23 protein-coding genes and 2 tRNA genes are annotated in these 25,560 nt (G+C 47.7%); 6 read left to right on the forward strand and 19 right to left on the reverse strand.

Features of this window, described 5'->3' with window-relative positions; genetic code table 11:
* Positions 1–209: 209 nt before the first annotated feature.
* Complete coding sequence (locus HC352_RS09220; RefSeq protein ID WP_168917879.1) at positions 210–404, forward strand: XamI family restriction endonuclease; 195 nt, start codon at positions 210–212, stop codon at positions 402–404.
* Positions 405–481: 77 nt separating this feature from the next.
* On the opposite strand, the gene HC352_RS05105 is transcribed toward HC352_RS09220, so the two are convergent.
* The 6 genes from HC352_RS05105 to HC352_RS05130 all read right to left on the reverse strand — a co-directional run bounded on the left by HC352_RS05105 (position 482) and on the right by HC352_RS05130 (position 7,913).
* Positions 482–1,063 carry a thiamine pyrophosphate-dependent enzyme gene (locus HC352_RS05105; RefSeq protein WP_168917880.1) on the reverse strand — a complete coding sequence of 194 codons (582 nt, stop codon included), beginning with the start codon at positions 1,061–1,063 and terminating at the stop codon, positions 482–484.
* Positions 1,064–1,079: 16 nt separating this feature from the next.
* Complete coding sequence (locus HC352_RS05110) at positions 1,080–1,559, reverse strand: hypothetical protein (RefSeq protein WP_168917881.1); 480 nt, start codon at positions 1,557–1,559, stop codon at positions 1,080–1,082.
* A gap of 5 nt (positions 1,560–1,564) precedes the next feature.
* Entirely contained in the window at positions 1,565–2,794 is a 1,230-nt protein-coding gene (locus HC352_RS05115; RefSeq protein ID WP_168917882.1) for an MFS transporter, read from the reverse strand.
* A gap of 9 nt (positions 2,795–2,803) precedes the next feature.
* The gene (locus HC352_RS05120; protein ID WP_211080628.1) at positions 2,804–3,922 is read right to left on the reverse strand and encodes a DNA glycosylase AlkZ-like family protein; all 1,119 of its coding nucleotides are present in this window, start codon (positions 3,920–3,922) and stop codon (positions 2,804–2,806) included.
* Positions 3,923–4,607: 685 nt separating this feature from the next.
* Positions 4,608–5,645, reverse strand: coding sequence for a YncE family protein (locus HC352_RS05125; protein WP_168917884.1), 1,038 nt, complete (start codon positions 5,643–5,645; stop codon positions 4,608–4,610).
* Positions 5,646–6,542: 897 nt separating this feature from the next.
* Positions 6,543–7,913: a recombinase family protein gene (locus HC352_RS05130; protein WP_168917885.1), complete on the reverse strand. Its 1,371-nt coding sequence runs from the start codon at positions 7,911–7,913 to the stop codon at positions 6,543–6,545.
* Between the two features lie 465 nt (positions 7,914–8,378).
* Here HC352_RS05130 and HC352_RS05135 point away from each other — a divergent pair, with 465 nt between their 5' ends.
* The gene (locus HC352_RS05135) at positions 8,379–8,804 is read left to right on the forward strand and encodes a DNA/RNA non-specific endonuclease (RefSeq protein ID WP_168917886.1); all 426 of its coding nucleotides are present in this window, start codon (positions 8,379–8,381) and stop codon (positions 8,802–8,804) included.
* A gap of 1,063 nt (positions 8,805–9,867) precedes the next feature.
* Here the strand turns inward: HC352_RS05135 and HC352_RS05140 are convergent.
* Positions 9,868–9,943 (reverse strand) — tRNA-Ala (locus HC352_RS05140).
* A gap of 160 nt (positions 9,944–10,103) precedes the next feature.
* Between HC352_RS05140 and HC352_RS05145 the strand changes: the two genes are divergently transcribed.
* Positions 10,104–10,925 (forward strand): HNH endonuclease family protein, encoded by an 822-nt coding sequence (locus tag HC352_RS05145; RefSeq protein WP_168917887.1) that lies wholly within the window; start codon positions 10,104–10,106, stop codon positions 10,923–10,925.
* A 168-nt stretch (positions 10,926–11,093) separates the two neighbouring features.
* Here the strand turns inward: HC352_RS05145 and HC352_RS05150 are convergent.
* From HC352_RS05150 to nadD, 5 genes are all read right to left on the reverse strand, one after another.
* Positions 11,094–11,169: transfer RNA gene (locus HC352_RS05150), tRNA-Ala, on the reverse strand.
* A 73-nt stretch (positions 11,170–11,242) separates the two neighbouring features.
* Entirely contained in the window at positions 11,243–11,899 is a 657-nt protein-coding gene (locus HC352_RS05155; RefSeq protein WP_168917888.1) for a histidine phosphatase family protein, read from the reverse strand.
* A 12-nt stretch (positions 11,900–11,911) separates the two neighbouring features.
* The gene (gene rsfS / locus HC352_RS05160; RefSeq protein WP_168917889.1) at positions 11,912–12,379 is read right to left on the reverse strand and encodes a ribosome silencing factor; all 468 of its coding nucleotides are present in this window, start codon (positions 12,377–12,379) and stop codon (positions 11,912–11,914) included.
* A gap of 36 nt (positions 12,380–12,415) precedes the next feature.
* Positions 12,416–13,375, reverse strand: a complete 960-nt coding sequence (locus HC352_RS05165) for a hypothetical protein (RefSeq protein ID WP_168917890.1) — start codon at positions 13,373–13,375, stop codon at positions 12,416–12,418.
* Positions 13,368–14,105, reverse strand: coding sequence for a nicotinate-nucleotide adenylyltransferase (gene nadD / locus HC352_RS05170; protein ID WP_168917891.1), 738 nt, complete (start codon positions 14,103–14,105; stop codon positions 13,368–13,370). The genes HC352_RS05165 and nadD overlap by 8 nt, the downstream gene beginning before the upstream one ends.
* A gap of 182 nt (positions 14,106–14,287) precedes the next feature.
* Here nadD and trxA point away from each other — a divergent pair, with 182 nt between their 5' ends.
* Complete coding sequence (gene trxA, locus HC352_RS05175) at positions 14,288–14,653, forward strand: thioredoxin (RefSeq protein WP_168917892.1); 366 nt, start codon at positions 14,288–14,290, stop codon at positions 14,651–14,653.
* A 76-nt stretch (positions 14,654–14,729) separates the two neighbouring features.
* Here the strand turns inward: trxA and HC352_RS05180 are convergent, their stop codons facing one another.
* From HC352_RS05180 to HC352_RS05200, 5 genes are all read right to left on the reverse strand, one after another.
* Entirely contained in the window at positions 14,730–15,677 is a 948-nt protein-coding gene (locus tag HC352_RS05180) for an LLM class oxidoreductase (RefSeq protein ID WP_168917893.1), read from the reverse strand.
* A gap of 264 nt (positions 15,678–15,941) precedes the next feature.
* Complete coding sequence (gene obgE / locus HC352_RS05185; RefSeq protein WP_168917894.1) at positions 15,942–17,474, reverse strand: GTPase ObgE; 1,533 nt, start codon at positions 17,472–17,474, stop codon at positions 15,942–15,944.
* Between the two features lie 96 nt (positions 17,475–17,570).
* Positions 17,571–17,828 carry a 50S ribosomal protein L27 gene (gene rpmA, locus HC352_RS05190; protein WP_013170278.1) on the reverse strand — a complete coding sequence of 86 codons (258 nt, stop codon included), beginning with the start codon at positions 17,826–17,828 and terminating at the stop codon, positions 17,571–17,573.
* 49 nt (positions 17,829–17,877) lie between these two features.
* Positions 17,878–18,183 carry a 50S ribosomal protein L21 gene (rplU, locus tag HC352_RS05195; protein WP_168917895.1) on the reverse strand — a complete coding sequence of 102 codons (306 nt, stop codon included), beginning with the start codon at positions 18,181–18,183 and terminating at the stop codon, positions 17,878–17,880.
* Between the two features lie 158 nt (positions 18,184–18,341).
* Complete coding sequence (locus HC352_RS05200; protein WP_247645160.1) at positions 18,342–20,852, reverse strand: Rne/Rng family ribonuclease; 2,511 nt, start codon at positions 20,850–20,852, stop codon at positions 18,342–18,344.
* A 479-nt stretch (positions 20,853–21,331) separates the two neighbouring features.
* On the opposite strand from HC352_RS05200, the gene HC352_RS05205 reads away from it, so the two are divergent.
* Both HC352_RS05205 and cydB read left to right on the forward strand, forming a co-directional pair.
* On the forward strand, positions 21,332–22,831 hold the full coding sequence (locus HC352_RS05205) for a cytochrome ubiquinol oxidase subunit I (RefSeq protein WP_168917896.1): 1,500 nt from the start codon (positions 21,332–21,334) through the stop codon (positions 22,829–22,831).
* A gap of 17 nt (positions 22,832–22,848) precedes the next feature.
* Positions 22,849–23,988 (forward strand): cytochrome d ubiquinol oxidase subunit II, encoded by a 1,140-nt coding sequence (gene cydB / locus HC352_RS05210; protein ID WP_168917897.1) that lies wholly within the window; start codon positions 22,849–22,851, stop codon positions 23,986–23,988.
* A 53-nt stretch (positions 23,989–24,041) separates the two neighbouring features.
* Here the strand turns inward: cydB and HC352_RS05215 are convergent, their stop codons facing one another.
* Both HC352_RS05215 and HC352_RS05220 read right to left on the reverse strand, forming a co-directional pair.
* A complete protein-coding gene (locus HC352_RS05215; RefSeq protein WP_211080629.1) occupies positions 24,042–24,392 on the reverse strand; it encodes a hypothetical protein in 351 nt (116 codons plus the stop codon).
* A gap of 339 nt (positions 24,393–24,731) precedes the next feature.
* A complete protein-coding gene (locus HC352_RS05220; protein ID WP_369801284.1) occupies positions 24,732–25,559 on the reverse strand; it encodes a carbohydrate ABC transporter permease in 828 nt (275 codons plus the stop codon).
* Position 25,560 lies beyond the last annotated feature (1 nt).

A 25,560-nucleotide genomic window follows, 5' to 3' on the forward strand; every position in this document is an offset into this window, starting at 1 on the left:
GGAGAGCGCAGTGCAGAGCTGTCACTGACCCCATTATTCGAAATGCACAAGAAGAAGGACAAATGGCTGCTATGCGGGAATGGCTAACTAAACGCTGATACACAGAAAGACACTCCGCTAACAACCTCGCTTTAGAGGATCTTCCAGTGGGCACTTTCTCTGCATAGCACAATGCACCTGTCTGGAAGGAAACTGGGGAAGTCTTCAATATGCCAATTAATCTTGTGGTTCAGCTACGCATACAAAGAACATCGGGTTTCTCAGTCCCTATCGGAGCTAAGAGTGCTAGAGACTTTACTAATCCAAATAAGAGACTCAGGGAGGAAGCTACGAAGGTACACCAACTGAAGTACACCTGCGGCGAAGAACTTGATCTTTTGCTACATGGATTACTCAATGGGTAAAATTAGACCAAACTTCAACCTTCATACTTTGAACTAAATCTTATCACTTAGAACGCTCACCGTCTCAAAATGAAACGCTATGAATCATCGAGATTGGAACCATATCGCTCGGCGAATGCTGAGATTGTATCAGTAGGAGAAATTAAACGATCCCTAAACGGGTAATTGAGAGGTATCGTTTTACAAACCAATGCTCGCAAACCTGGTTGCAGTCCCCAGGTCAGCGCATCACAAATATTTTCTTCCGTGGCTGTCATCACATAATCGAAACCAGAGGCTTCAAGTATTTCAGGAATACCTTTTGTCCCAGAAAACGCTGAAGGTTGTCCCCCGGTTGTACGATACCCTCCATTGTCTAAAATAATACATAGCATATTTCGCGGAGAAATGGTTGCTACTGTCGCAGCTGCACCGAGATTCATAAGTAATCCCCCATCACCTTCGACTGCTATAATCTTAGAATTTGATTTGAGGGCTAAGCCGAGCCCAACCGGCAACACCATGCCCATGGAACCATATAGCGGCAGTACCGTACCAGGGTGAAAAATATCGGTTGCGAGAAATGCAGTCGGTCCTAGATGGCATACAATCTGTAGAGATGGGCAGAAGGTATTTAACTTAGTGAACAAGTAACATACGTCGAGTGCTTTACGATCCATTATTATCTCTCCATTATTATCTCTCGATTAGAACAACAGTTGCCCTTAGCCCGAAGCGCGAAGATAATGGAACTGAAGATATGTCACATAAGACATTAAGTGCTTCACTAGATGAGACACTTACAATTTTACAGCCCATAGTTTCAAGAGTTGACTTCACTGCGCGACCTGCGGGAATTTGTGTTGGGTTATATTCGTCTTGTCCTCCACGCAAAGCTACCGCAATTGTAAGAGGAATACCATAAGCTATAACAAGAGAACCTAATGTGTTCAAAGACGACATTAAACCAGATGATTGCATCATTACCAGAGGTCGATACCCCGCTATATACAATCCGGCACCAACGGCGATGGATTCCTCTTCGCGAGAACAAAATAATACATTCTCGAGATTAACTAAACTAACAATGTCATTAAATTCAGAGCATGGAACCAAAGGGAAGTAATCGTAACAACTACTCAGCATAGTGTGGGGCGATGGGATTGAAATAAACATGCAGTTCATCTCCTGTATCCGGCCGGAGCCTCGATAAAAAACGACATACTGGTAAACAGTATTACTACTACACTCAACAAGCAAAGCGATAGATTCAGGCTGAAGTACGACAGCAAAAAACCTGTGGATAAGTTCGCGACACCACTACCAACATCGAATGATGCGCCAATGGCGGCATTCATCTCTGTTTGCCGAATTTCTAAATAATATGCACCAATAAGCATGAAGGAGGTAATAAACATTATCGTCATACCAGAACCCAGAATCACTGAGCCAATCACCACGAAAAAAAGATTCCCTCCCAAAGTGATAACTATTACTCCGATTGCAACAGCTAATGATGCCATTCGATACTGGGCCTGCGTGCTGATTGATTCGGCGTTGACTTTTCCAAAAAGTAAACCTACGAAAAATCCTGAAAAACTAATTATTGAAAGAAATACACCAGCCATTGACTGCTCACTAAGAATTGTTTCAGACCACTTTGTTAGTAGAATACTTAACGCACCCATTGCAGAGCCAAGGCCAAGCATTGGGCCAAGAATTCCCCAGGTAATACGATTGAAGTAAATAGATCGAACATCATGCATCTGATACTCATGACCCTCAGATTTACCAACGCTTAATGGGTGCGATATAAGATTATGAGTAGATGTATAGTTCCTTCCAGCTAGCGTTATTATTGCTGTCGTTCCTATGAATCCACAGAAGAGGCCAACAGGGATAGCCCAAAATGCTCCTACAGTAGACCAAAAAAAGGTAGTGATCAAAGGCGTAATAGCGAATACTAGTTCCTCGGAGACAGAATCAAGGGTATGAAGTGCGCGATTATGTGAGTCGGTAAGAGCAAGACGAGTCCATAATGTTCGCACCAGAGCAGGAGTCGGTGGGGCTATCAATGTGCCCATTAATAAAAATACTACAGCAACGTAAAATGGCTTATCGATGAAACTAAGAAATGCTCCAAACCCCACACAGAGGCAATATCCTACAGACATAGGAATAATCGTTCGCAGTGGCGTAAAGCGCATGACTACTCTACCTTTGTATGGTGCCGTAAGGGTACCAGCCGCCATTAGTAACGCAGATGCAATCCCTGCAAACATATACTCGTGTTTACTACTATACATTGCGATCAACCCGAATGGGACTAAGCCTGCTGCTAAACGACTAATATTTATAGCTAGAAGCAGCGGCCCTGCTTCACGATCAAAAATAATATCCTTGTAATTCATACCGTTACATCACTTCTCAGGGAGATCTGTCCAAAGTTGTAGAGTCCGTGCAACTTCATGTTCGACAAAGTCGGCGTCAATTGTCTCATCTATTTCAAGGTTCTCGATCTCAACGGTGCCGTTCGAAACTCTTGCGGCGACTCTTCCAATAATGTTTTCATTGTTCAGAAGCGGCATAGCAAAGTAGCCAAATTCGCGCTTATTCGCGGGCTTGTAAATTTCGAGTCGATAGTCTTTTCCGAAAAGCGCTAGCTGACGTGGACGATGCCAAATTAACGAATCAAATGGCGAGAGAACCGAAATATGCAGACTTGACCAATCCAATTCATCAACTTTGTCAAGCAACTGTTCATCGATCAACCAGGTGTCTCTGAGTCCCTCAACATTCACCGGAATAAATCTGCTTTCGTGACAATATTCAGCGATCTGTGAGGCTTTCGGGAATCGAAAGTAATCATAAACATCCTTAAGCCTCGCAACCCCAAGTGCACCTAAAGCAAGATCTACCGATTTTTGCAGGCTCTCATCAACACTTAACTTCTCCTCAGTAGGCATATTAGCTTGTTCCGGGGTGCTGTATATCCTTTGCCAGCGTTCATCTCTGCTAACCACAGCCAATTCGCCAAAGCTCAACAACCATTCACACGCGACTTTCACCTCACTACTGCGATTCCAGCCGTTGCCACGAGTTTTACCAAGCATTCCATGTGTAGCCGGCCCATCGATCGAAATCCGCTTCAAAACATCAGCTGCAACTTTCGGGTTATATGGAACACCACTGAGACCATTTTTGCGGATACGATCACGGCGCCAGTGAAAAATCGGCCATAGAGATTGCGGAAGAAGCGAATGTGCATGGCCCCAATTTTCGAACAATCCGGCCGCTGAAGTGTAAAGACTATCTACTTCAGATTTATCGACCCCACGGGAAAGAAGCACAATTTCTTGCGAACGACGCACTGCCTGAATTGAATCTATTTGTACGCAACCCAGTCGCTGTATCACCGATTCCAATGAATTAAGCGACCCTAGCTGAGCCGGGGCTAACCCTTGCGCAAGGACAGCTACCTTTCGCGCAGTCCGCAGATCGATATTCTCCACACGCTTGACTTTTCCACTCTCGATCATAGTGACATGCACTCACGACTTATAGGAATCAGCCGTGCAATCTCGTCTCCCCTTCGAATCTCAACTCTACATTTTGGCGCGATTGCGATACTTATGCCTTTCGACTCAATTCGCTTGAGCGTAGCCGGTGACAACAATCCTACCTCTACTCCCAGATCTGGCAACAGAGGCGAAGGAATAACGAGCAACCCTATCTCATCCCATCCTTCAACAGTCCACCCTTGTCTCCATTCAAGAGTGCCGAGACCATTGGGGAGGAACATTGATTGCGGACCTGCATCAGTTTCAAACTCATATGAATTCAGCCATGAAGTCGGATCAAGAGCTATTGTTGCGTCTCCACGAGTCCAAATCTGTCTCTTGCCAACAGCACGCGCAGAGCGTTCAACATTTTTCCTCCAGCAACCTCAATTTGTTCCAGAGGCGACAAAATCACATCAATTGCGGAATAAATCCGCCACCCAAGAGTCGCTCCTTGAACCCATGGAGGACAGAATTCAGGTTGCCTTTCAGCTCGTAAGTGCTTAAAGTTTTGACGCATAGTGTCTCTGCGTACACGTGCAGATTCTAAATCGATCACGTGTTTCTTTGGGGCTATAGCCCACTGATACATCTCTCTGAATATCATTATATATTCATTTCAGCTCACTCAGCTCACTGTGAAGTTCGCTGAAAACCTAAATAATTAAAATGACCGATAGCGTAGCTGCTTATCGAGATTTTTCCTTGCGATCATTGCTGATGCAGGATCAAATAGCGAGACACTACATGGTCCGAAACCTGATTTGACCGTAGCTGTCTCTATTGCTGAATCTTTGTCAGAGAGCGCGTCAGAGTCCGCCTTGATTATAGTAACTCCATGCGACCCCCAGTCCGGCATATCATATCGAGCTGTTGTCGATCGTGAAAATGCTGCGATATAAATCGCCCCGTTATCCGGATCGGTAACGATTCCTCGAGGAGCTGGTCCAGCATCTAGGTAACGAGTCACTTCAAACGTATCTAAATCAATGACAGCAGCTGAGTTGTCACGCTCCAAGGTAGCAACAGCATACTTATTGTCATTTGAGAATGTAATTGCCCTAATTCCACTTGCCCGAACAGGAATGTGTCCGCAGACTGTATCCGCTTCCAGATCAATTACTGGAATGCTCCTAACCGAATTACATGCAACCAGAGCAATCTTACGAGATTCGTCAATATTGAGGCTGTATGGGAATGTTTCTGGCGCTAACTTGATCGTTGAAACAAGAGCAACACCATTAACATCGCCGTCGTCGAGGCTACTAATATCAAACTTTGCGATACTTCCTTCTCCCCAAAGTGATACATATGCAAAGTTATTTACAACTGCCATATGACGAGGATCACGCCCGATTGGTAGCTGTCGAACTTCTTCGCCTATGTTCAGATCCACGATTGAAAGGCTATCGGAACCTGAGTTTGACACGAGAAGATACTTTTCGTTGCCAACGATAAAAAGACCTCGCGGACCATTTCCTACCTTAATTTTACGTACTTCTTTATGTGCTAGACCATCAATCTCAGACACCGTGTTTGCACTTGTGTTCGAAACAAAACCTCTGCCGTCGGACGTGAATCGGACGCTACCTCTCGGCGCATTCCCGACCCTGATGGTGGCAATCTTACGCACAGTTCCGTTCATATCTTCAAAGACAGATAAGGTTCCAGAGTCTGTGTCAGTGGAGTAAATTTCGGTCATTTTCTTTTTCTTTGCGAGTTCTAAATTCGGTAGGACAAACGCTACCACATGTCGGGCTCCAAAGTACTTCACTACACGATGCAGGACTACACATGGTTTGATCCCCAGGCCCGGTTGGTGCAAATGTTGCGCTCGGGGCGCGGAATGGGCCGCGATGCGTTGGTGATTATTAACGGCCAGGCGCAGGCTCAGCAGATCACGCTTCCATGGGGACGCGGTACTGATTTTGAGTTGATATGGCCAGCCAATGGGAACGCCCGCTCGACCACACTGAGCATATTGCACCCGGCGGGCATCTCACCCTTGCTCCGTTCTCAGTTGCAGGACTGCTAGACGGAAGTCTTGAGAGCTAAACCAGGCATCCGCTGCTTGATATGTTGTGCAGATACCGAAAATCGCGCACAAGATCTCGTCGGGCGGGATAGCAATGCGCTATAGGCTACTGCTGTGCCGAATCCCGAGATTTTGTGTGCCAAACTAGCGGAGTCCAGCTTGGAGCAAGCGGCTAACGCCTAATTGCTCACTAGCACGTCTTGACGACTACGTTTAGCGAAAATATAGATACCCATAATGAGGAGTACATACTAAGTGCCAAGCAACCCATACTTTTTAGCGGTTGCCATTTTTTAGCGGATATCGTTATCTCGGATCAAGAACGCCCCGTATCTCAGTTTTCACGGCTTACCAGCCATTAACTACACCGACTAATGCCATACCGCAGGAAAAGAAAACCCTTTGAAAGGCACGTATTTCCATAGAAAACACGCCCCCAAGGGGTTAATCCCTGGCCCAAATTTTTGTATCAAAATGAGCGTCTTAATGGTTGACTACGGAAAATTAGAAGAACCAAAAACATTTATAGATATGGTTGGTAGTTAAACAGATGGTTCCATTGTTCTAGCCTTTAGATGCGATTACATATTGTTCTTGGGCTTTATTAAACACAACGTGGATACTGCCGTGTTCGTCGACTACTGCATGGTTGACGAGTAGGTTCCATGCGTCGTCGGAGTATTCTAGGGGTGATTGGGAGGCGAAGTAGTCATGGACTGCTCTGGCTTGTGCTAGACGGCTTTGCCGGTGAGCGATTTCGTCGATTACGTTCGTATATTTCGTGATAGCTTTCTCGCGCCTGCGTTCTAGTGTGGCGTATTGAGTATCGTAGTTATCTGCGTCCATCATGTTGGTAGCTGCAGTGTTCAGTAGTTGGTTGATAAGGATTGTTACTTCATCAATTTCGCATGCAAGTTGATCGCGTTGATACTCAAGCTGGTTCGTGTTTAACACAGTCGATTGGAGAATGTTCAAGACGTAATCAGTTCCGTCGTGGTGTGTGACGCGTTCTTTTAGTGCGTATGTGAAGGCCTGCCGTATTTGTTCGTCAGTAACATGTGGTGTGCTACAGCGAGTGTGCTTGCCTTCGTATTTGTTGTTGCAACGCCAAATGAAGCGTTCATATTTTGTCCCAGAGTGCCACTTTTTCCGTCCAAAGCTTCCCTGACATTGTCCGCATCGGATTTTGGAAGAGAATACGTGGTGCGGGTTTGAATACGCGATGGAGCGTTGTGTGAATTGGGTTTGAACGCGGTCCCAAACATCTGGATCGATGATTGGTGGGTGATGTCCTGTTACATAGTATTGGGTGACTTCTCCTTCGTTTTTCTTCACCGTCTTTGAAAGAAAGTCAAGGGTAATTGTTTTTTGGAGCAAGGCATCGCCTTTATATTTTTCATTGCGTAAGATGGAGCGAACGGTTGATGCGCACCAGCGAGTTTTCCCTCGTGGTGTGGGCATCCCAAGGCGTGTGAGGCTAGTGGCAATTGCCGAGGGAGTCTTCCCTGAAAGAAATTCTGCGTATATGCGGCGCACTGTTATTGCTTGGTCTTCATCGATCTGTATGTTTCCATCTTGACCTTTGGTATATCCCAGAAGCGAACTGTATGGGATCATGGCCTTTCCTTGAGCGAAACGTTTGCGGTGCCCCCACGTAACATTTTCGGAAATCGAGCGGGATTCTTCTTGGGCAAGGCTAGACATGATGGTGATGAGGAGCTCGCCTTTGGAGTCGAAAGTGTAGATGTTTTCTTTCTCAAAGTAGACCTCTACCCCAGCTTCTTTGAGTTGGCGTACAGTCGTTAATGAATCGACAGTATTGCGTGCGTGCTCATCATGCTGATTGGTGAATTGAGAATTAGTTGTTGAGATACCTCGGCATGATGTTTGTTCAACTGGTCGGACTTCACACTCACAAGTACACGGCAACCACAACGATCATTTTCACATTTACCATTTACATACTTCCGTTACAGAATTCGCCTGCGATTTTATTCTGAGCCGGACCCCTTGCCTCGTCGAGTCGGGGACGCTTACACTAGTTGAAGGATGAACAATAGAAATAATGCACCACGGAACTGCAGGCTGAATAATCTCCTCCCCAATCTCAAAAACGAAGGGTGGGGATTCATCCAGCATAATCACGGTCACAGTACATGCGAAGTACACACCAGGTATGGCGACCGGAAGTCAGGACCGAACCCGTATCTGAATGACCCACTAGCTAACACACACTACGTGGTCGGGCCCAGTTCTACCCAATTGAGATATGGGATCCGTTTTCAACACCACTTTTTCACGGACTTTCAACGCCTTACGACTTTAGTGATAGTCGAGGGCGTGCAGTGCTATACCGACCAACAGAAGGGCGCCCGTTTTCCTTGTACGAAAGTCGCTCCCGTGGGCTTCCCGGATGGCACCTACCATCGCGGACATCTCCTGGCATCCGAATTTGGTGCAGGTATGGAAGCGATCAACCTTATCACTATGCCAGCTGCTGTTAATCAGTATTTGAAGCCTCAAACAGCTCGAGGGAAAGGGTTCGGCTACATCGCTGAGCTGGCAGAACGGTATATGGACGATGACAGCTTCTTGAAGGGCACGTTGACACAGTCGGGAGAGATTGCGCTCCCAAACTATCGAAAATTTGAGATAAAGATAAAAGAGCTCGTTGAACAAGGAAACAAATCTGGAATCACCGTATCGCTGCGCATAGAGCTCACGACGATAACGAATGTAACTGACATAATTTTTCCCACGATTTACTTTGGCTCCTCGCCAATCTTAAGGTTCAAAATCGACAACCACGAGCCAGGTCTTGATTAGTAATATCCTCGTACCGGGCCGAGCACCAAAACCCTGTTGCAATAAAGAACTTTGCTAACCAGACACAATACAATTGACCTCCAACTGCCTTAGAAAGCTCCGGCTCCTTAAGCCTCCAGATTCACTGAACAGGAAGTTCGGAAAGCGATGTAGAAGCCACGGTCCGGTTCGCCATAGGTCTCATCAGTTGAGCATGGACTACCTAGAGTAGCTTGGTTCGAGCAACAAACAAAGGTTGTCAAATTTGAGGGTGGCTCACGCTCAAACAGAAGATGTAGTGGGATTTCTTGCACCGATGCACGGCAACCGCCTTCTGAACGGCCCTCGCTCAACGAATGGGCAACGCCGTAGACGGTACGAACAGTGTATCGATGTCTGACGTAGCGTCTAGCGAAGGCTAACATCCTCGGAACTTCCATCGGCGAAGGAAAACTGGTGGAATAAGAAAACGGGGAACGGCCAGGCAAGCACGCAACCTGCCATCAGCTCTATCTGGTTTACCTTAATAAAAGCTTGAGTGAAGCATCTTTGATTCCAAGCCTGTACCTTAGAAGGGCAAAGACCTATCATTTCAACAGCGCAACTGAGCAAGCGATAACAATGTAGCCATAAAATAATTGAATTGCTATCCCTCACAGGCCGGCGCTCACATGATACTTGCAGATAGCCAAGCCTAACCACTGGAAAATGTAAGCAAGCAGTGTTGAGAAATGACGACTCCGCAAACTCGATGCTAACTAGAGCCGATACAATTCATTGTCCAAGATAGAGCGAAACGATCGCTATGCCCGAGAACCTTTCAAGGCTAACCCGCATATACTATTCGACGCTTACCTTATACGTTTTGACGCATGCTCCTACTATTTGACGCATGCTCTCGCTTCCGGCTCAAGAACTCCCCTGATATCATTTTTCACAGCCCGCTCAACCATCATCTACACCTACCCACCACCGTACCCACAGACAAACAAAACCCCTCGAATCCCGCGAATTACTAGGTAAAACGCGGAACCCAAGGGGTTCTGTCCGTACTCAATTCCATGTATCAAAAGTTGAGTACTAATGGTGGAGCATAGGGGATTCGAACCCCTGACCTTTTCATTGCGAACGAAACGCGCTACCAACTGCGCCAATGCCCCGTGCATTCATATATTAGCAGGAACATCATACCAATATCGAATTGCTGTCTGCCATCTCACTAGTCACTACCAACTTGTGGAGAATCACAGGCCTTGTGGAGAACTAATACTATTGTGGATAAGAAAAATCAGCTATCGGCAACTGTGCGATCATGGAAATATGAAACGCCAAAGCCTCGATAAACTCCTCTATGTCCTATCCGCGGTCCTATGCGCTTGGCTTGTGCTACCTGGCTTAGGACCAGACATTATGGATTTAGAACAGCGCTTCGGCTGGAAGGTCGGCCCGGATAATTGGCGCGGCCCGCTTTCTACTCCACCATCGTACACAATACTAGATCCCGAAAAACAGCAACTTCTCTCCACGGTTGTTATCCGCAATGAGCATACTTCCCCGCCCCCATACCATCGGAGCGAATTTGGCCACCCTTGGGCAGATGTCGATCATAACGGTTGCGATACCCGAAATGACATTCTAGCCCGAGACACCACAGATACAATTTTCAAACCAGGCACCCGCAACTGCGTCGTCGTCGAAGGAAAACTATCTGAACCCTATACCGGACAAACAATGAATTTTATCCGAGGGAAAGAAACGTCAGCACTCATCCAAATAGACCATGTCGTAGCTCTTGGTGACGCCTGGCGGTCCGGTGCATGGGCGTGGAGTGCGCAAAAACGCGAACAATTTGCTAACGATCCGCAGAATCTACTGGCGGTAGACGGGCAACAAAACCAGGATAAAGGTTCGGCAAACGCAGCACATTGGTTACCTCCCAATGAAGCCTTCCAGTGTGCCTACGTCACGCGTCAACTGTATGTCAAGGCGCAGTGGCAGCTATCCATGACCCCCGCAGAGCGTTCCACTATCGAGCGTATCCTTAGCTATTGCCCGCCAGGGGCGGACGAGGATGCCCTACTACACCCAAAACGGATTGCTTATTCCACACAGCACAGCAGCAAACACCCGCGCGCACTATAAACCAAAGTGTTTTGAGCTCCTAGAACACCCTGAAATAAGCTACTACTTGCCAACATAGGTGATACTCAGGAAATAGAAAACCCCTTGACAGCCTTGTATCTCTAAGAAATACAACCGTAAGGGGTCAAATTATTTATCCAAAACTTTGTATCAAAAGTTGAGTACAAATGGTGGAGCATAGGGGATTCGAACCCCTGACCTCTTCCATGCCATGGAAGCGCGCTACCAACTGCGCCAATGCCCCGAAGACGTCATTAATATTACCTACCTAGGCACCTAATATCCAAATCCTTACAGCCAATTTTACGTGAAACAGCTCACCGCCAGATGAAATCCTGCGTATCACCATGGGCAGCCCACCGATTCCACGACTTTATACGCCACGACGGCACAGCACCAGGACGTGGAATAATCTCCGCCCAATGGCAGTTATCTGGACCTTGAAGCATATTCCACTGAGATGGATTCTGCCCCATTAGCACCATCACACCATTAACAATTGCCGAACCATGACTGACAAACAGCAGCGTTTGATCGTGAGAGTCTTCGGCCACGCTTGCCGCGTATTCACGAATTGCTTGTGCGACAAGCTCACCATTATCTTCGCGAGTTTGAACGTCAGCTACCCCAGGTTCTTCACCAGCCCGCCAGCGTTTCCAGGCTTGTGGATAAGCTTCCTTAATCTCAGCGGAGGTAAGTCCTTCCCATTGACCATATCCACGTTCCCGTAACCGCGAATCAACTTCAACGCTAATACCGATTGTGTGGCCTACCGTCCGCGCAGTATCAAAAGCTCGTTGCAGATCAGAAGAAATAATTCGAGTAATCCCAGCAAGAGCAAGCTCCCCGGCAACAGTTTGCGCTTGCTGACGGCCAATATCATTCAGGGGCGTATTTTGCGTTCCTTGGATACGCGCTTGTGAGTTGTTCTCAGTTTGCCCATGGCGAAGCAAAATAATCCGTTTTAGCGGCATATCAAACAACTTTCATGCAAGATCAGCCGACGTGGCTGCATCATGCCCAGTAGCATTTTCGATACCACTAGAAAAATAAGCTGCCAGCGTTGACTCTTGGGCAACCTCAGAAGGCTTGATGTCTTCCGGTAGCTCAATCATTGGACAATCTGCCCATAGCTTCTCTAGAGCATAATATTCGCGATCTTCGTCTTGTTGGACATGAACCATCACGATGCCAAAATCTAGGAGAACCCAGTGCGCTTCGCCTTCCATGCCCTCTCGGCGCTGACGCTTGCATCCGGCCTTATGCATAGCCTCTTCTACCGAGTCCACGATAGCGCGCACTTGACGCTCAGTAGATCCTGAGACGACCAGGAATGTGTCGGTAAGCGCAAGCCGCTCGGCGACGTCGATGGCCGTAATAGACGTTGCTTTAACGTCTGCCGCTGCCCGGGCAGCAATAATTGTTAAATCGATAGCTTCTTGTGTTGCGCTCACGAATATCCTTTGTAGTGATAGTTAATATATTTGAATTTATAGCAGTAGCTCTTGTGAAACAACAGTTGTTGATTCTGTTGTTCCGCTCGCATTGAAGAAGAACTTGTTAATACCAAGACCAACCAAGACTCCAACGAGGATAGCAATGAGAATAAGCAGAATGTAATTAAGAATTGTTCTGCGTGGGTTGAGATTATCGTCTTCGTCGTCTTCATAGTACGACATATCATCTTCGGAAGCCGTTTGGCTTTCGACGGCGGAGATATCTTCGTCCTGTGGAGTTAAAGTATCCGGAGCAACAAGTTGCCCGAGTTCTTCGGCTTCCAAATCAGAGCCTTCTGGCATCACCGAAGTTCGTGACACATCCCCAGTATTTTCTTGCTTAGGCTCTTCCAGCGATTGACGGCGAGTCATCGACAGGAGCCGTTCACGCATCGCCACTGGCGATTCGTCATCTTCGTCTTCGTCGTTTTCGTCGCCTTCATCTTCGCCGTCACTGTCTACCGACGCAGACTCAGCTACGTCACTTTTTTCGTGTGACGAGGAATCTTGTGTGGCTTCTTCGTGAGACTCTTCGCTATGCGCATCGTCTTCTTCGCTCAGTTGAGAGCCTGGAGAATCTGGCTCCTGTTCACTATCTTGCTCAACAGCTTCATTAGGAACGGGATTTTCCCCAGTGGCAGCCTCGGGATTATCTTCAGCAACATCTAGGGCTGGCTCTAGCGCATTTTCTTCTTCAAACCGTTCAAAAACCGATAAACGTTCCGGCTGAGAAGATTTTTGTGATTGCACCACTCCCTCATCTTCAGCTACCGGTTCTGTGACGGCTGGAATCATTCCGGTTTCCGCTTTGCGTGCCTCACGTAACTCTTTACGAGAAGGACGACGAAGACGCAGCTCTGTTGTCTCGCTAATATCAACCCCATCTGCGGGACGGACACTAAGTTTGCCTTGCTCCCTCAGTTGCCGGCGACTCATACGTGGAGCGTCACTCATGCTTCTCCTCTCCTTCCACACAGTTGCGTTGTGCCCCTGCCTCATCAGCGTAATCGCCCACGATGGATGCCAGGGCGGTTGTCTGAGCTTCTTCTGGTCTATATAAATGATACTTGGAGATGTACTGAACTACGCCATCGGGAACCAAATACCATACCGGAATCCCGGATTTTACGCGTTCTCGTACGCCAGTAGAAGAAATTGCCATTGTCGGAATCTCAATAAGCGAAACACCATCTTCCGGCAAACCAGCCAAATCTAACCGGTGGCCAGGGCGGCTAACGCCAACAAAATGCGCCAGTGTCCACAGTTCATCGGAATTTTTCCACTGTAAAATTTGTGGAAGAACATCTGCTCCAGTAATAAAAAAGAGCTCGTCGTCGGGATAAAGACGACGAATATCACGAAGAGTATCAACAGTATATGTTTTTCCACCGCGATCTATATCTACCCGAGATACGGAAAATCGTGGATTGGACGCAGTAGCAATAACCGTCATTAAATAACGGTGATCTCCTAGAGAAATAGGTCTACCGGTTTTGAATGGGTTATCTCCAGCAGGCACAAAAACGACTTCGTCTAGCTTAAAAACATGCTGAACCTCTGAAGCTGCAACCAAATGGCCGTGATGGATAGGATCGAATGTTCCACCCATAATTCCAATGCGGCGCCGGGTACCCGACTTGTGTGCCGCCGTATGTGTTACAGCAACACTTTGCTTTTCACTCATACCAATATTTTACCTGAGATTATGCCACAAGAGCCTGTTTGGCCATTAACCCCATCACTATCGGCGCATATTCCTCATACGATTGCCGGGGAAAATAGCCTACGTGGGAATAACTTTACACACTATGCGTTAATGTTAAAGTCAAGACACAAATGTTCGACAAACATAGAGAAAGGCCCCTGATGGCTACTGTTGAAATTACTGCCGATAACTTTAAAGATCATGTTAATTCTGGAATTACTGTCCTAGATTTCTGGGCGGAATGGTGCGGTCCATGCCGGATGTTCAGCCCGACCTTTGAAGCTGTTTCGGAACAAAACCCAGAGGTGACTTTCGGTAAGATTAATACGGAAGAGCAGACTGAATTAGCTCAAGCTTTCCAGGTGATGTCCATTCCAACCGTTATGGTATTCCGCGATGGCATTCGGCTATATGAAGGCGCTGGCGCATTGGCCCGTGATCAACTCCAGGCACTCGTGAAGAAGGCTCAGGAGCTTGATATGGACGAGGTTCGTGCACAAATTGCCCAAGCCGGTGAGCAAGCATAAAGCTTTAAGCAACAATCGTTTATGTAGTGGTGGGCTGAAAGGTATTCTTTCAGCCCACCACTACATTTGCATGTACTTAAACCAACGATTGTTGTTTAACCTCAACACCTGCCCTACCACTAAGCAGTGGTAAAACACCACGGACAAGTGAGGCTAAATCAATAGGCAATGATGCTGGATGGATAACAACGCCATCGGCAGCACCTAACCCAACCCACCGCTCAATAGTATCGGCTACATCGTAGACTGTGCCATATACCGTCGGAATACCGGAAAATAGTTCACAACCAGTTATTTCTGATACTAAGATCGCCCGTTCATGAGCAGCACTTGACGTAGCCGAAATAACCACTCCTAAATCAACGACGACGGGCAAATCACGTTCCGCATCGCGCGCCAAGGCCCGAAGTCCATATCTAATCCCCCGAGCGGTATGTGGATCGGCAACCTGGAGACGGACCATATTTGCATATTGAGCCACAATCTCCATCATTTCAGCCGAAGGCGATGCAGAGGCAAGATTGACCACCAGGCCTACCCCAGCTTCACATATCGCTTCAAAAGCGGCAACCGTATTTACTAGATCAACGTTTTGATCGATTCTTATCGCCAGCGAAGCCCAGCCGGAACCCTCTACGCATACCGCGTCTAAGGCTTGAGCTACGATTTTCGGCTCCGGCAAAACCTCCATCACAACTCCACTGCCATCGATGGTGCGCATTTGCGCACCGACGTTTATTGCGTCAAGAACTGCTTGCGGACGGCTGGCATCCGCGCAAAATTCCGCCGATAAGGCTACAAAGTCTAAACCACCACTAGCAGCAGCTCGAGTTGCAGCCATCATTTTCCCATGCTGAAACGGTTCCGGTTGGCTAATACACGAAGACACATAGTTTTGCACGCCAAGCATTGACAGATCAATTCCTAGCCATGCCGACGTCGTATGCTCGCCATAAACACGCTCGGTTCGCTCGTGAGGCGTGTACGTTAATGCTTTGCGGCTTACGTTCAAATCAATCGTCATGGCATGTCCTAGTATTTAGGTAGCAATACGTATATTCCTACACTGGTATCTCACAGCTAAAAGAAAAGATTTTGTTAAGCTGTTGTTTAGGAATTTACCCTGCCCTTACCCTCTAAGCAACACACGAGCTAGTTTTTCTATTAAAATAGCCAAAACTATCTTCAGATTTTGGTAAGTAACGCCTGATAGGACACCAATAAGGCAGAAGCTAAAGGCTCTGCCGTGAAATGACACACAGCAGAGCCTTGGCTACGTCAAAAACCTTTACTCAGTAGGAAGTTCCTCATCAGGATCAGTCCAGATTCCGGCTTGGCGCTCCGTCCACAGCTCTTGACGAGCCGCTTCTTTAGCATCCATCATCTCATAGTACTGACTCTTGCGTTCTCTACGCGTCGGACGAATATTCTCATCCAATCGGATATCAGTACCACGAGGGCTCAACAGCTCTGCACCGGTAGCCATCGTCGGCTCCCAATCAAAAATCATGCCATCTTCAACAGAACCAATGACCACCATATCCCCAGCTCGAGCACCAATTTTCATCAATTCTTTTTCGATACCCAAGTTATTTAGCCGATCAGCAAGGTAGCCGACGGCTTCGTCGTTTGAAAAATCAGTTTGTCGAACCCATCGTTCCGGTTTTGTTCCCCGCACCTGATAGAAGGCTTTCTCATCCTGTTGCCGTGGCGTGATAGTAAAGGAGGAATCATTCTTCTTATCCAATGGACGAATGACTGGACGAACTTCATCGTCAACCACTTCTTGGGCACGCAGGTGTTCAACGATAGTACCCAAAGCATAGCCTAGTTCTCGCAATCCCACCCGGGACACTGCAGAAACAGCAAAAACAGCCAAGCCGCGATTCTTCAACTCATCATGAACAAAATCGGCAAGCTCCTGAGCGTCTGGAACGTCTATTTTATTGAGCACAACAATACGCGGCCGCTCCATTAACGGCACACGCCCTTCGATCGGCGGAATATGAGCAGCATACGCGGCCAATTCCGCCTCAATAACTTCTAGATCAGAAATCGGATCACGCCCTGGTTCGAGGGTTGCACAATCAAGGACATGTACAATCGCAGCACACCGTTCAATATGGCGTAAAAACTCATGACCGAGGCCTTTACCCTCTGACGCACCGGGAATAAGTCCAGGAACATCTGCCATAGTAAAACGCATATCGCCCGCTTCAACCACACCAAGGTTGGGAACCAAGGTGGTAAAGGGATAATCAGCAATCTTCGGACGTGCAGCAGACATCGCGGCAATCAACGACGATTTACCAGCGGATGGAAATCCGACCAGAGCAACGTCTGCAACAGACTTCAATTCTAAGACGACGTCAAGCGCTTCACCTTCTTCGCCTAACAGTGCAAAACCAGGAGCCTTACGTTTAGGCGAGGCAAGAGCAGCATTACCTAGCCCGCCTTGACCGCCTTCGGCAATAATGACTTCTATCCCAGCTCCAGTCAGATCAGCTAAGATATTTCCGTCCATATCCTTCACCACTGTTCCATTGGGAACTGAAACGATAAGATCTTCACCGCGTTTGCCGTGACGTAAATCGCCAGCACCTGGTTTGCCGTTAGTTGCTTTCAAATGAGGCGAATGATGAAGGGAAAGCAGGGTTGTCTCTTGGGGATCAACTCGGAAAATAATGTCACCACCGTGACCGCCATTAGCGCCGTCTGGGCCACCAAGTGGCTTAAATTTTTCCCGACGCACCGACGCCGCACCATTGCCTCCTTTGCCAGCCTCCAAATGGAGAACGACTCGATCAATAAAGCTTGCCATGGGGTGTCCTTACATAAAAATGAAATATAATGCACGAGAGGGCGGAGAGCTAATGCCCTCCACCCTCTCGAGTATGTCGTTTAAGATTCGTGCAACTCAGGCCTGAGCCGCGACGATGTTCACAACCTTGCGATCGCGGCGAGTACCAAACTCAACGTGACCGGTCTCAAGTGCAAACAGCGTGTCATCCTTACCGCGGCCAACGTTGGCACCCGGGTGGAAGTGAGTGCCGCGCTGACGCACGAGGATCTCGCCTGCGTTAACAAACTCGCCACCGAAACGCTTCACGCCGAGGCGCTTTGCGTTAGAGTCGCGACCGTTGCTAGTAGAGCTAGCGCCCTTCTTATGTGCCATGTCTAGACCTTCTTCTTTTTAACAGCTCGTTGGACGGTAAGTTAAGCGATCACTTAATAGCGGTGATCTTAACACGGGTAAGCTTTTGGCGGTGACCTTGGCGCTTACGGTATCCAGTCTTATTCTTGTACTTGATGATTGAGATCTTTGGTCCCTTTTCATCGCGAACAATTTCGGCGCTGACCTTGGCCTTGATGCCATCCGCTGCTGAGGTGATCTTATCACCGTCGACGAGCATGATCGGCTCGAGCTCGACCTTGTCGCCAGCTTCGCCTGCAATCTTGTCCACAACGACGACGGAACCGACAGACACCTTTTCCTGGCGGCCGCCTACCTTGACAATCGCGTAAACCACGTTCTGCTCATCTCTGTCGAAACTGATGCATCCGGGATCGGATGCCCTGAAAATTATTTAGCGCAATAAAGTGCGCCAGCAATTAACGATACTGAAACACTGGCTCAGACACAAGTTCATAACTAGCGATTCAGACCACAATTACAGATTTTGGCTAACTATTTCTTCACTTTCTTCACTGGGAACGTCATAAGTGCTGATGACGCACGCGTAGTGGGTGTAATAGTGCCTGAAGAAGTTACTCGTTTCTTTGCTTTTTTCACCGGTTCTTCGGACGTTTGTTGCGAAGAACCAGCCACTGTTTGGGAATCTGCGGACGTAGATTCGGAAACTACCGGATTGGACTGAGTAGATTTCTTCCGTCCGCGCCCATGATAAGTTTCTTTATCTGCACCGCGGCTAGCTGACACCTTTTTTGCCCGACCACGCTTAGGTCGTTCAGTTGTCTCTGGCGATTGACTTCCGGCACTCAGCTCAGACTCTTCCTCACCATCGTCATGTTTCGTTGTAGCAGCAGCTGCAATGGTTGCTAATGCGGCCTTAACTTCTTCATGCTTTGGATCTGGCTCATTGTTGTGAGCCTTTGCTTCCTTCTTCGATTCTTTCTTAGATACCCGCTGGGTTAACTGTGTTTCTTCGTTTTTCTCAACCGGATGGTCGTGGCTAATGTATCCACGCCCCTCACAGCACTCACAAGTAGTAGAGAATGCCTCAACGAGACCTTGTCCCACTCTCTTACGAGTCATTTGCACTAGGCCAAGTGAGGTCACCTCTGCCACCTGGTGACGAGTGCGATCTCGGCCAAGACACTCAATTAACCGGCGTAGCACAAGATCACGATTAGCTTCGAGGACCATGTCGATAAAATCGACGACGATAATCCCGCCAATATCACGCAACCGCAACTGCCGAACGATCTCCTCAGCCGCTTCAAGATTATTACGCGTCACCGTCTCTTCAAGAGAACCGCCAGTACCAGTAAATTTTCCGGTATTTACGTCAATAACCGTCATAGCTTCAGTTCGGTCAATGACTAGTGATCCACCCGAAGGTAAGAATACTTTCCGATCAAAAGCTTTTTGTAGCTGCTCATCGACCCGATGCTCTTGGAAAATATCTTTATCCGATTCCCATTTTTCTAGACGATCCACGAGTTCTGGCGAAAGCTCTTGAACATAATGCGAGATAGTCTTCCATGCATTTTCGCCCGAAATACGCAAGGTCCGGAAATCTTCATTGAAGATATCACGTACAACCCGCACCGCGAGCTCCGGCTCACCCTTCAGTAATGAAGGTGCATTCTTCGACGCCTTAGATTTCGCTTCAATATCGGTCCACGACTTCATCAGCCGTTCGACATCTTGCTTGAGCTGATCCTCACTAGCACCTTCCGCAGCTGTACGGACAATAACACCATGCTCACCGGGAATAATCTCTTTGAGAATCTTCTTTAGCCGCAAGCGTTCAGGTTCTGGTAACTTGCGTGAAATACCGGTCATTACTCCACCAGGGACTAAAACAAGATGGCGGCCAGCTAGGGTGATTTGCGCTGTCAACCGAGCACCTTTATGTCCGATAGGATCTTTAGTAACCTGCACCAAAACCGGATCGCCAGATTTTAACGCTTGTTCAATTTTGCGCGGTTTACCTTCTAGTCCTGAGGCATCCCAATTGACTTCACCAGCGTAAAGCACCGCATTGCGGCCCTTTCCAATATCTACGAACGCTGCTTCCATCGATGGTAGAACATTTTGAACTCGTCCCAAATAGACGTTTCCCACCATCGAAGATTGAGTATGACGTGCTACATAGTGCTCAACGAGAACGCCATCTTCAATAACAGCAATCTGGTTCAGACCGTCACGTTCCCGGATGAGCATGTCACGATTAACCGATTCGCGACGTGCTAAATACTCTGATTCCGTAATAGTTTGACGACGACGACCTACTTCACGCCCTTCCTTACGGCGCTGGCGTTTAGCTTCGAGACGAGTTGATCCTTTCGGGGCAGTAACCTCATCCGAGACCGCTTCAGTAGCTCGCCGACGACGGCGACGACGAACCGCTGGCTCTTCAGCTTCAACAGCCTCGTCGTTATCACTATTTTCCGATACAACCGCTTTGACTTTTTTCGTTTTCCGCGCTGATTCGTTTTCGGTTTTAGCTATCTGAGCATCGTTTTGAGAGCTATCCTTCGACGTCTCAAGAGTTTCATCTACGTCAGCGTTGCGCCGGCCACCCCGAGTGCCACGCCGACGTTTCCGCGCTGACTCTGGATGCGTATCGCTATCACTAGCTACTTCTTCTGCAACGTTTTCCAATTCATGCGCATCTTCTTCAATAACGGCTTCTTTGCGTTGCCGGCGAGCACGAACTGCACGAGCCACATCAGGTTCCTGAAACAATAGTGATGTTATCGGCGGAGCAACGACAACTTCTGGAACTGGTGTAGGTTCTTCAGCCCCACCAGCCGAGAAAATAATCGACGTCGGATCGGCAACCTTCGCCGAATTCTTCCGTGGCTTTACAGGCAACTCAGCAAGTGACTGAGCAACTGATTCGGCAATATCTTTTTTTGCATGCGCTTTTTTATCTGACGTTTTGCGCGTTCTACTACGTGTTGCCTTTTTACCCTCAGGTACGACAACATCCATGGCTTCATCGGCCATCGGATACCCCCTATAACCACGTACGTGCATCTCGTGCGTGGCGCATAATAATCACAGCCTCAACTGTGGAAAGTCTCTAATATTAAGCTGTCCCGGCAGCAACGCTCATGCGGCGCACTTGAACAACGTCGGCTATTAGATGCTCAATAACCTAGTGTCAGTCTACACGCTTCATGCACTCAACACACATTCCCCTACTATGAAGTAAGCACCAAAGCACATCTGTTCCCACCATCACACAGCCATTAAACCCACATAAAATGTGACATGGGACAAAGTTCCTAAAATTGCTCACGCGACTTTCCCGAATTAACTGGCATCCGAGAGTAAAATACGTCATGATTACATTATGGATTCAATGTGTCCCTAACACCTGAGCTCGTAACAACGACGCTCGAGTGGTAGCCATATTGGAACGGGCTAAAAGGCCCATCCGACTCAGTAACTCTATTCATCAGGTCGCACGGAAGGTGAAAAAGGTGGATGTCCTCGACCTTGCGCGGTGGCAGTTCGGCATTACAACGGTGTATCATTTCATATTGGTACCGTTGACGATCGGCCTATCCCCACTCGTCGCATATTTACAAACAAAATGGCTTCGGTCCGGAGACACAAAGTGGCTCAAGCTGTCCGAATTCTTCGGAAAAATACTTCTCATTAACTTCGCACTCGGTATCGCGACAGGTATCGTTCAGGAATTCCAATTTGGTATGACCTGGTCTGAATACTCACGTTATGTTGGTGATATTTTCGGTGCTCCACTCGCATTCGAAGCGCTCCTCGCGTTCTTCTTAGAATCTGTATTCCTCGGAGTATGGATCTTTGGTCGCGGACGCATCTCACCAAAGGCACACACCGTGGCTATTTGGCTTGTGGCACTAGGTACCAATATCTCAGCTTTGTTTATTTTGGCTGCAAATTCCTTCATGCAAAACCCAGTCGGAGCTATCGCTAACCCAGAAACTGGTCGCGCTGAACTCGACGGTATCGGAGGCTTCCTCGAAGTCGTCTTCTCCACTACTACCCTTTACGCTTTTGCACACACAATTTCCGCTTCTTTAATGGTTGCTGGAACACTCATCGCTGGCGTATCGATCTGGTGGATGGTTCGTAGCGTAAAGAATAACAACGAAGCTGAAGCCATTGAATTATGGAAACCAGCAGCTCGTTTTGGCCTGAAGGTTCTCGCAGTTGCGGGCGTTCTCGCCCTCGTCACTGGACACTTCATGGGGCAACACATCTACAAGGTTCAGCCAACAAAGATGATTGCCGCAATGGGAATTACCCATACTGAAGAAAACGCGCCACTAGCATTGATGATGACCGGTACTGAGCTCACACCAGAAAACATCATCTCTTTGCCAATCCCCGGCCTAGAATCCTTCATGGTGACCGACCACTTCTCTGGACCTAACTCCGAAGTTACTGGAGCGACCGAAATCCAAGAGAAGTTCACGAACATGTTTGGTGATGAATTCGGTGCAGACGTGAACTATCTGCCCAACCCATTTATCGCCTTCTACTCTTTCCGCATCATGATGGCTCTTGGCTTTGCCTCAATTGCTTTATCCTTCGTTGGTTTGTGGCTATTGCGCAAGGACAATCTGATCCGTTCTGGCGGAATTTCCAAGCTCTACCTGTGGACTATTACTTTCCCATACCTTGCCTCCATCTTCGGATGGATCTTGACTGAAATGGGTCGTCAGCCATGGGTTGTTTACCCGAACATGGAAGTCGCCGATAGCATGGCACCTTCTGAGATGATTAAGCAACTTACCGACTTCGGCGTTTCTCAAAACGTAGTTCCGGTTGAGGTCTTCATCTCCCTAGTCATCTTCACCCTACTCTATGCGGCACTCGGCGTCGTTTGGTACGTCTTGATCAAGCGCTACGTGAAAGAAGGCATTAACACTGCCAAGAACGTTGCATTGCAGTTTGACCATACCAATCCAGATGCCAAGCTAAGCTTTGGATACTGAGGAAAGGACACCTAACAATGGATCTCTCATTCCTACAAATTCTGTGGTTCGTCCTCATCATTGTGCTGTGGATTGGCTACGTTACCCTTGAAGGTTTCGGTTTCGGAACCGGCATGCTCCTACATATCCTGCCACGCAACGAAAAAGAACGTCGCCTTCAACTTAATACTATCGGCCCACACTGGGATGGTAATGAAGTCTTCCTTCTCACCGCTGGTGGCGCAACTTTCGCCGCCTTCCCTGAGTGGTACGCAACCATGTTTTCCGGCATGTACATTGCTCTCGTTCTCGTGCTAGTTTTGCTCATTTTGCGAATCTCTGCGATAGAATGGCGCGGCAAGATTAACTCCGACGCCTGGCGTAATGCATGGGATTACATTCACTTTGGTTCCGCTTGGCTCGTCGCCCTCGTATGGGGTGTCGCATTTGGCAACCTCGTTCAAGGCATGGCAATCCAGGTTGGCACTTATGGTGCAGCTGGCGATCCATCCACCTTCGTACCGGCTGATCCAACACAGGTTGATGCCGCTCTCGGTCAAGGCGCACAGCATTTCTTGACCGGCGGATTCTTCTCTCTGTTTACACCATTCACTATTGTCGCCGGCCTCGTTGTTGTTTCCCTGTTCCTAACTCATGGCGCGCTCTGGCTCGCTTTGAAGACAACAGGTGACTTCTCTGAGCGGGCGAAAGCACTTGCTAAGAAGACCTCACTAGTTTCAACAGGACTAACTGCACTATGGGCTCTGTGGGCGCTCTTTGCCTACTCCACAACCTGGTTCGCTGTTATTCCACTTGCGCTAGCTGCCGTTGGTCTACTTGTCTCAACATTCTTTACCCTACAAGGTAAGGAAAAGGCTGGATTCTTCGCTCATATGGCTGGTGTTGCATTTGCTGTTGTCTTCATATTTACAACAACAGTTCCATTTGCGCTCAAGTCCTATATCAACGACGCTTACGGCCTAACATTAGTCCAAGCATCAGCAACAACAGCAACGCACACCGTTATGACGATCGCAGCTGTGATCTTCGTTCCGATCGTTGCCGGATACACCATCTGGTCCTACCTATCGTTCTCTCGTCGCCTCGGCGTTGAGTCGCTGTCAGAAGAACCAGCTGGCTTACATCCAACCAAAATTCGTGAATTCGAAAATGCGTAAGCTGATCTAAGCATCATAAAAGGTTGGGGTTGTCTACAGGCAACCCCAACCTTTTATTTCGCCATATTGATAACTGCGATATAACCTGGAAGCGCCACCCCGAACATCGCCATATATCCAACAATAGCTACCCAATGGTGAGGGAAAATAAATAACATAACCACCGGGGCCCATGTGACAACGAGTAATATAAACGTCACCAGTACATGCTGAACTGCAACTCTCAAGGCTTGGCTAATACTGACAACTAAACTGTCACTGGTACAGCCTAAATCACTCACGTTGGCATACATCCACGTCGTGATAATACTTATGATAAGTACCCCGCCAACCATTCCACTTTTCATAATAAGCATGATGAGGGCATAATTCTGGCTATCTGGCAATGCCTCAAAATGGTTCAAAAGGCCCACTCTGCCATACAACCAACAAATACTGTGGCAACAATGAGCCCCCACGTCGTAGTTGTATCCCACCGCGTCCAAAATCGCTTGAAAAACTCCGAATAACTTGAGTATCCCGATCGTTTTTGATGTCTGCTAATCCCTGATAGCCGGCTCGTAATGACAAACCTATAGTGACTAAAGGTATCGACGCTAGTATCATCAAAAAATTCAGCAAAACAGGATTTACTGCCGAGTCAAGCACTCGATACATGCCAGATTCTGGATTCACTCGTATCCCCCGTACTAAAGTGGCGCTGAGTATATACTACCCAGCGCCACTCAAAACTATGTGAAAACTTAGCCTTTAACTGCTCCCGCTGACACACCTTCAATGATATATTTCTGCGCGAAAACATAGAAAAGGACAATTGGAACAATAGCTAAAACAAGCATAGCCATCAACGCACCCATGTCACGGTTGCCATTCGAGCCCACAAGGAACTGAACCACAATCGGGATTGTACGATACTCACTTGACGGCCCCAACACCAACGATGGCAATAAGAAGTCATTCCAGACCCACATCGCATTCAAAATAGCTACCGTAATCGACGTCGGCTTCAGCATAGGTAACACCACTTTGAAATACACTAGGAGCGGACTACATCCGTCAATCGCCACTGCTTCTTCTATTTCAACTGGAATCGCTTTGATGAAGCCAACGAACATAAAAACGCTCAAACCCGCACCAAAGCCAAGATACAAGACCACCATGCCAGCAGGATTTGCCAACGAAAGAGAATCAGCAATTTTGACAGTCGGAAACATGACCATCTGGAAAGGTATCACCATAGAGAAAACAAAAACAAAGTACAAAAGAGTTGTCCACCATGCTTTTACTCGCACTATGTAATAAGCCGTCATCGAAGAAAAGAAAACTATCACAACCACAGAAGTAATCGTTATAACAAATGACCACAAAATCGCTGAAGTGGTACCAGATAGCACCAACCCCGTCACATAGTTACTAAGACCAACCAAGTCATCACCTACCGGGATTGAGAAAGGATCACCAGATATCGCAAACTTTGCTTTGAATGAATTGACAACGATAAAGAATAATGGCCCGAGGAAAACCACTGTTAAAAAACTAGAAGGAGATATACCAACAACTTCCCCACTGATA

It is taken from the genome of Arcanobacterium buesumense (assembly GCF_012563545.1).
Lineage (GTDB): Bacteria > Actinomycetota > Actinomycetes > Actinomycetales > Actinomycetaceae > Arcanobacterium > Arcanobacterium buesumense.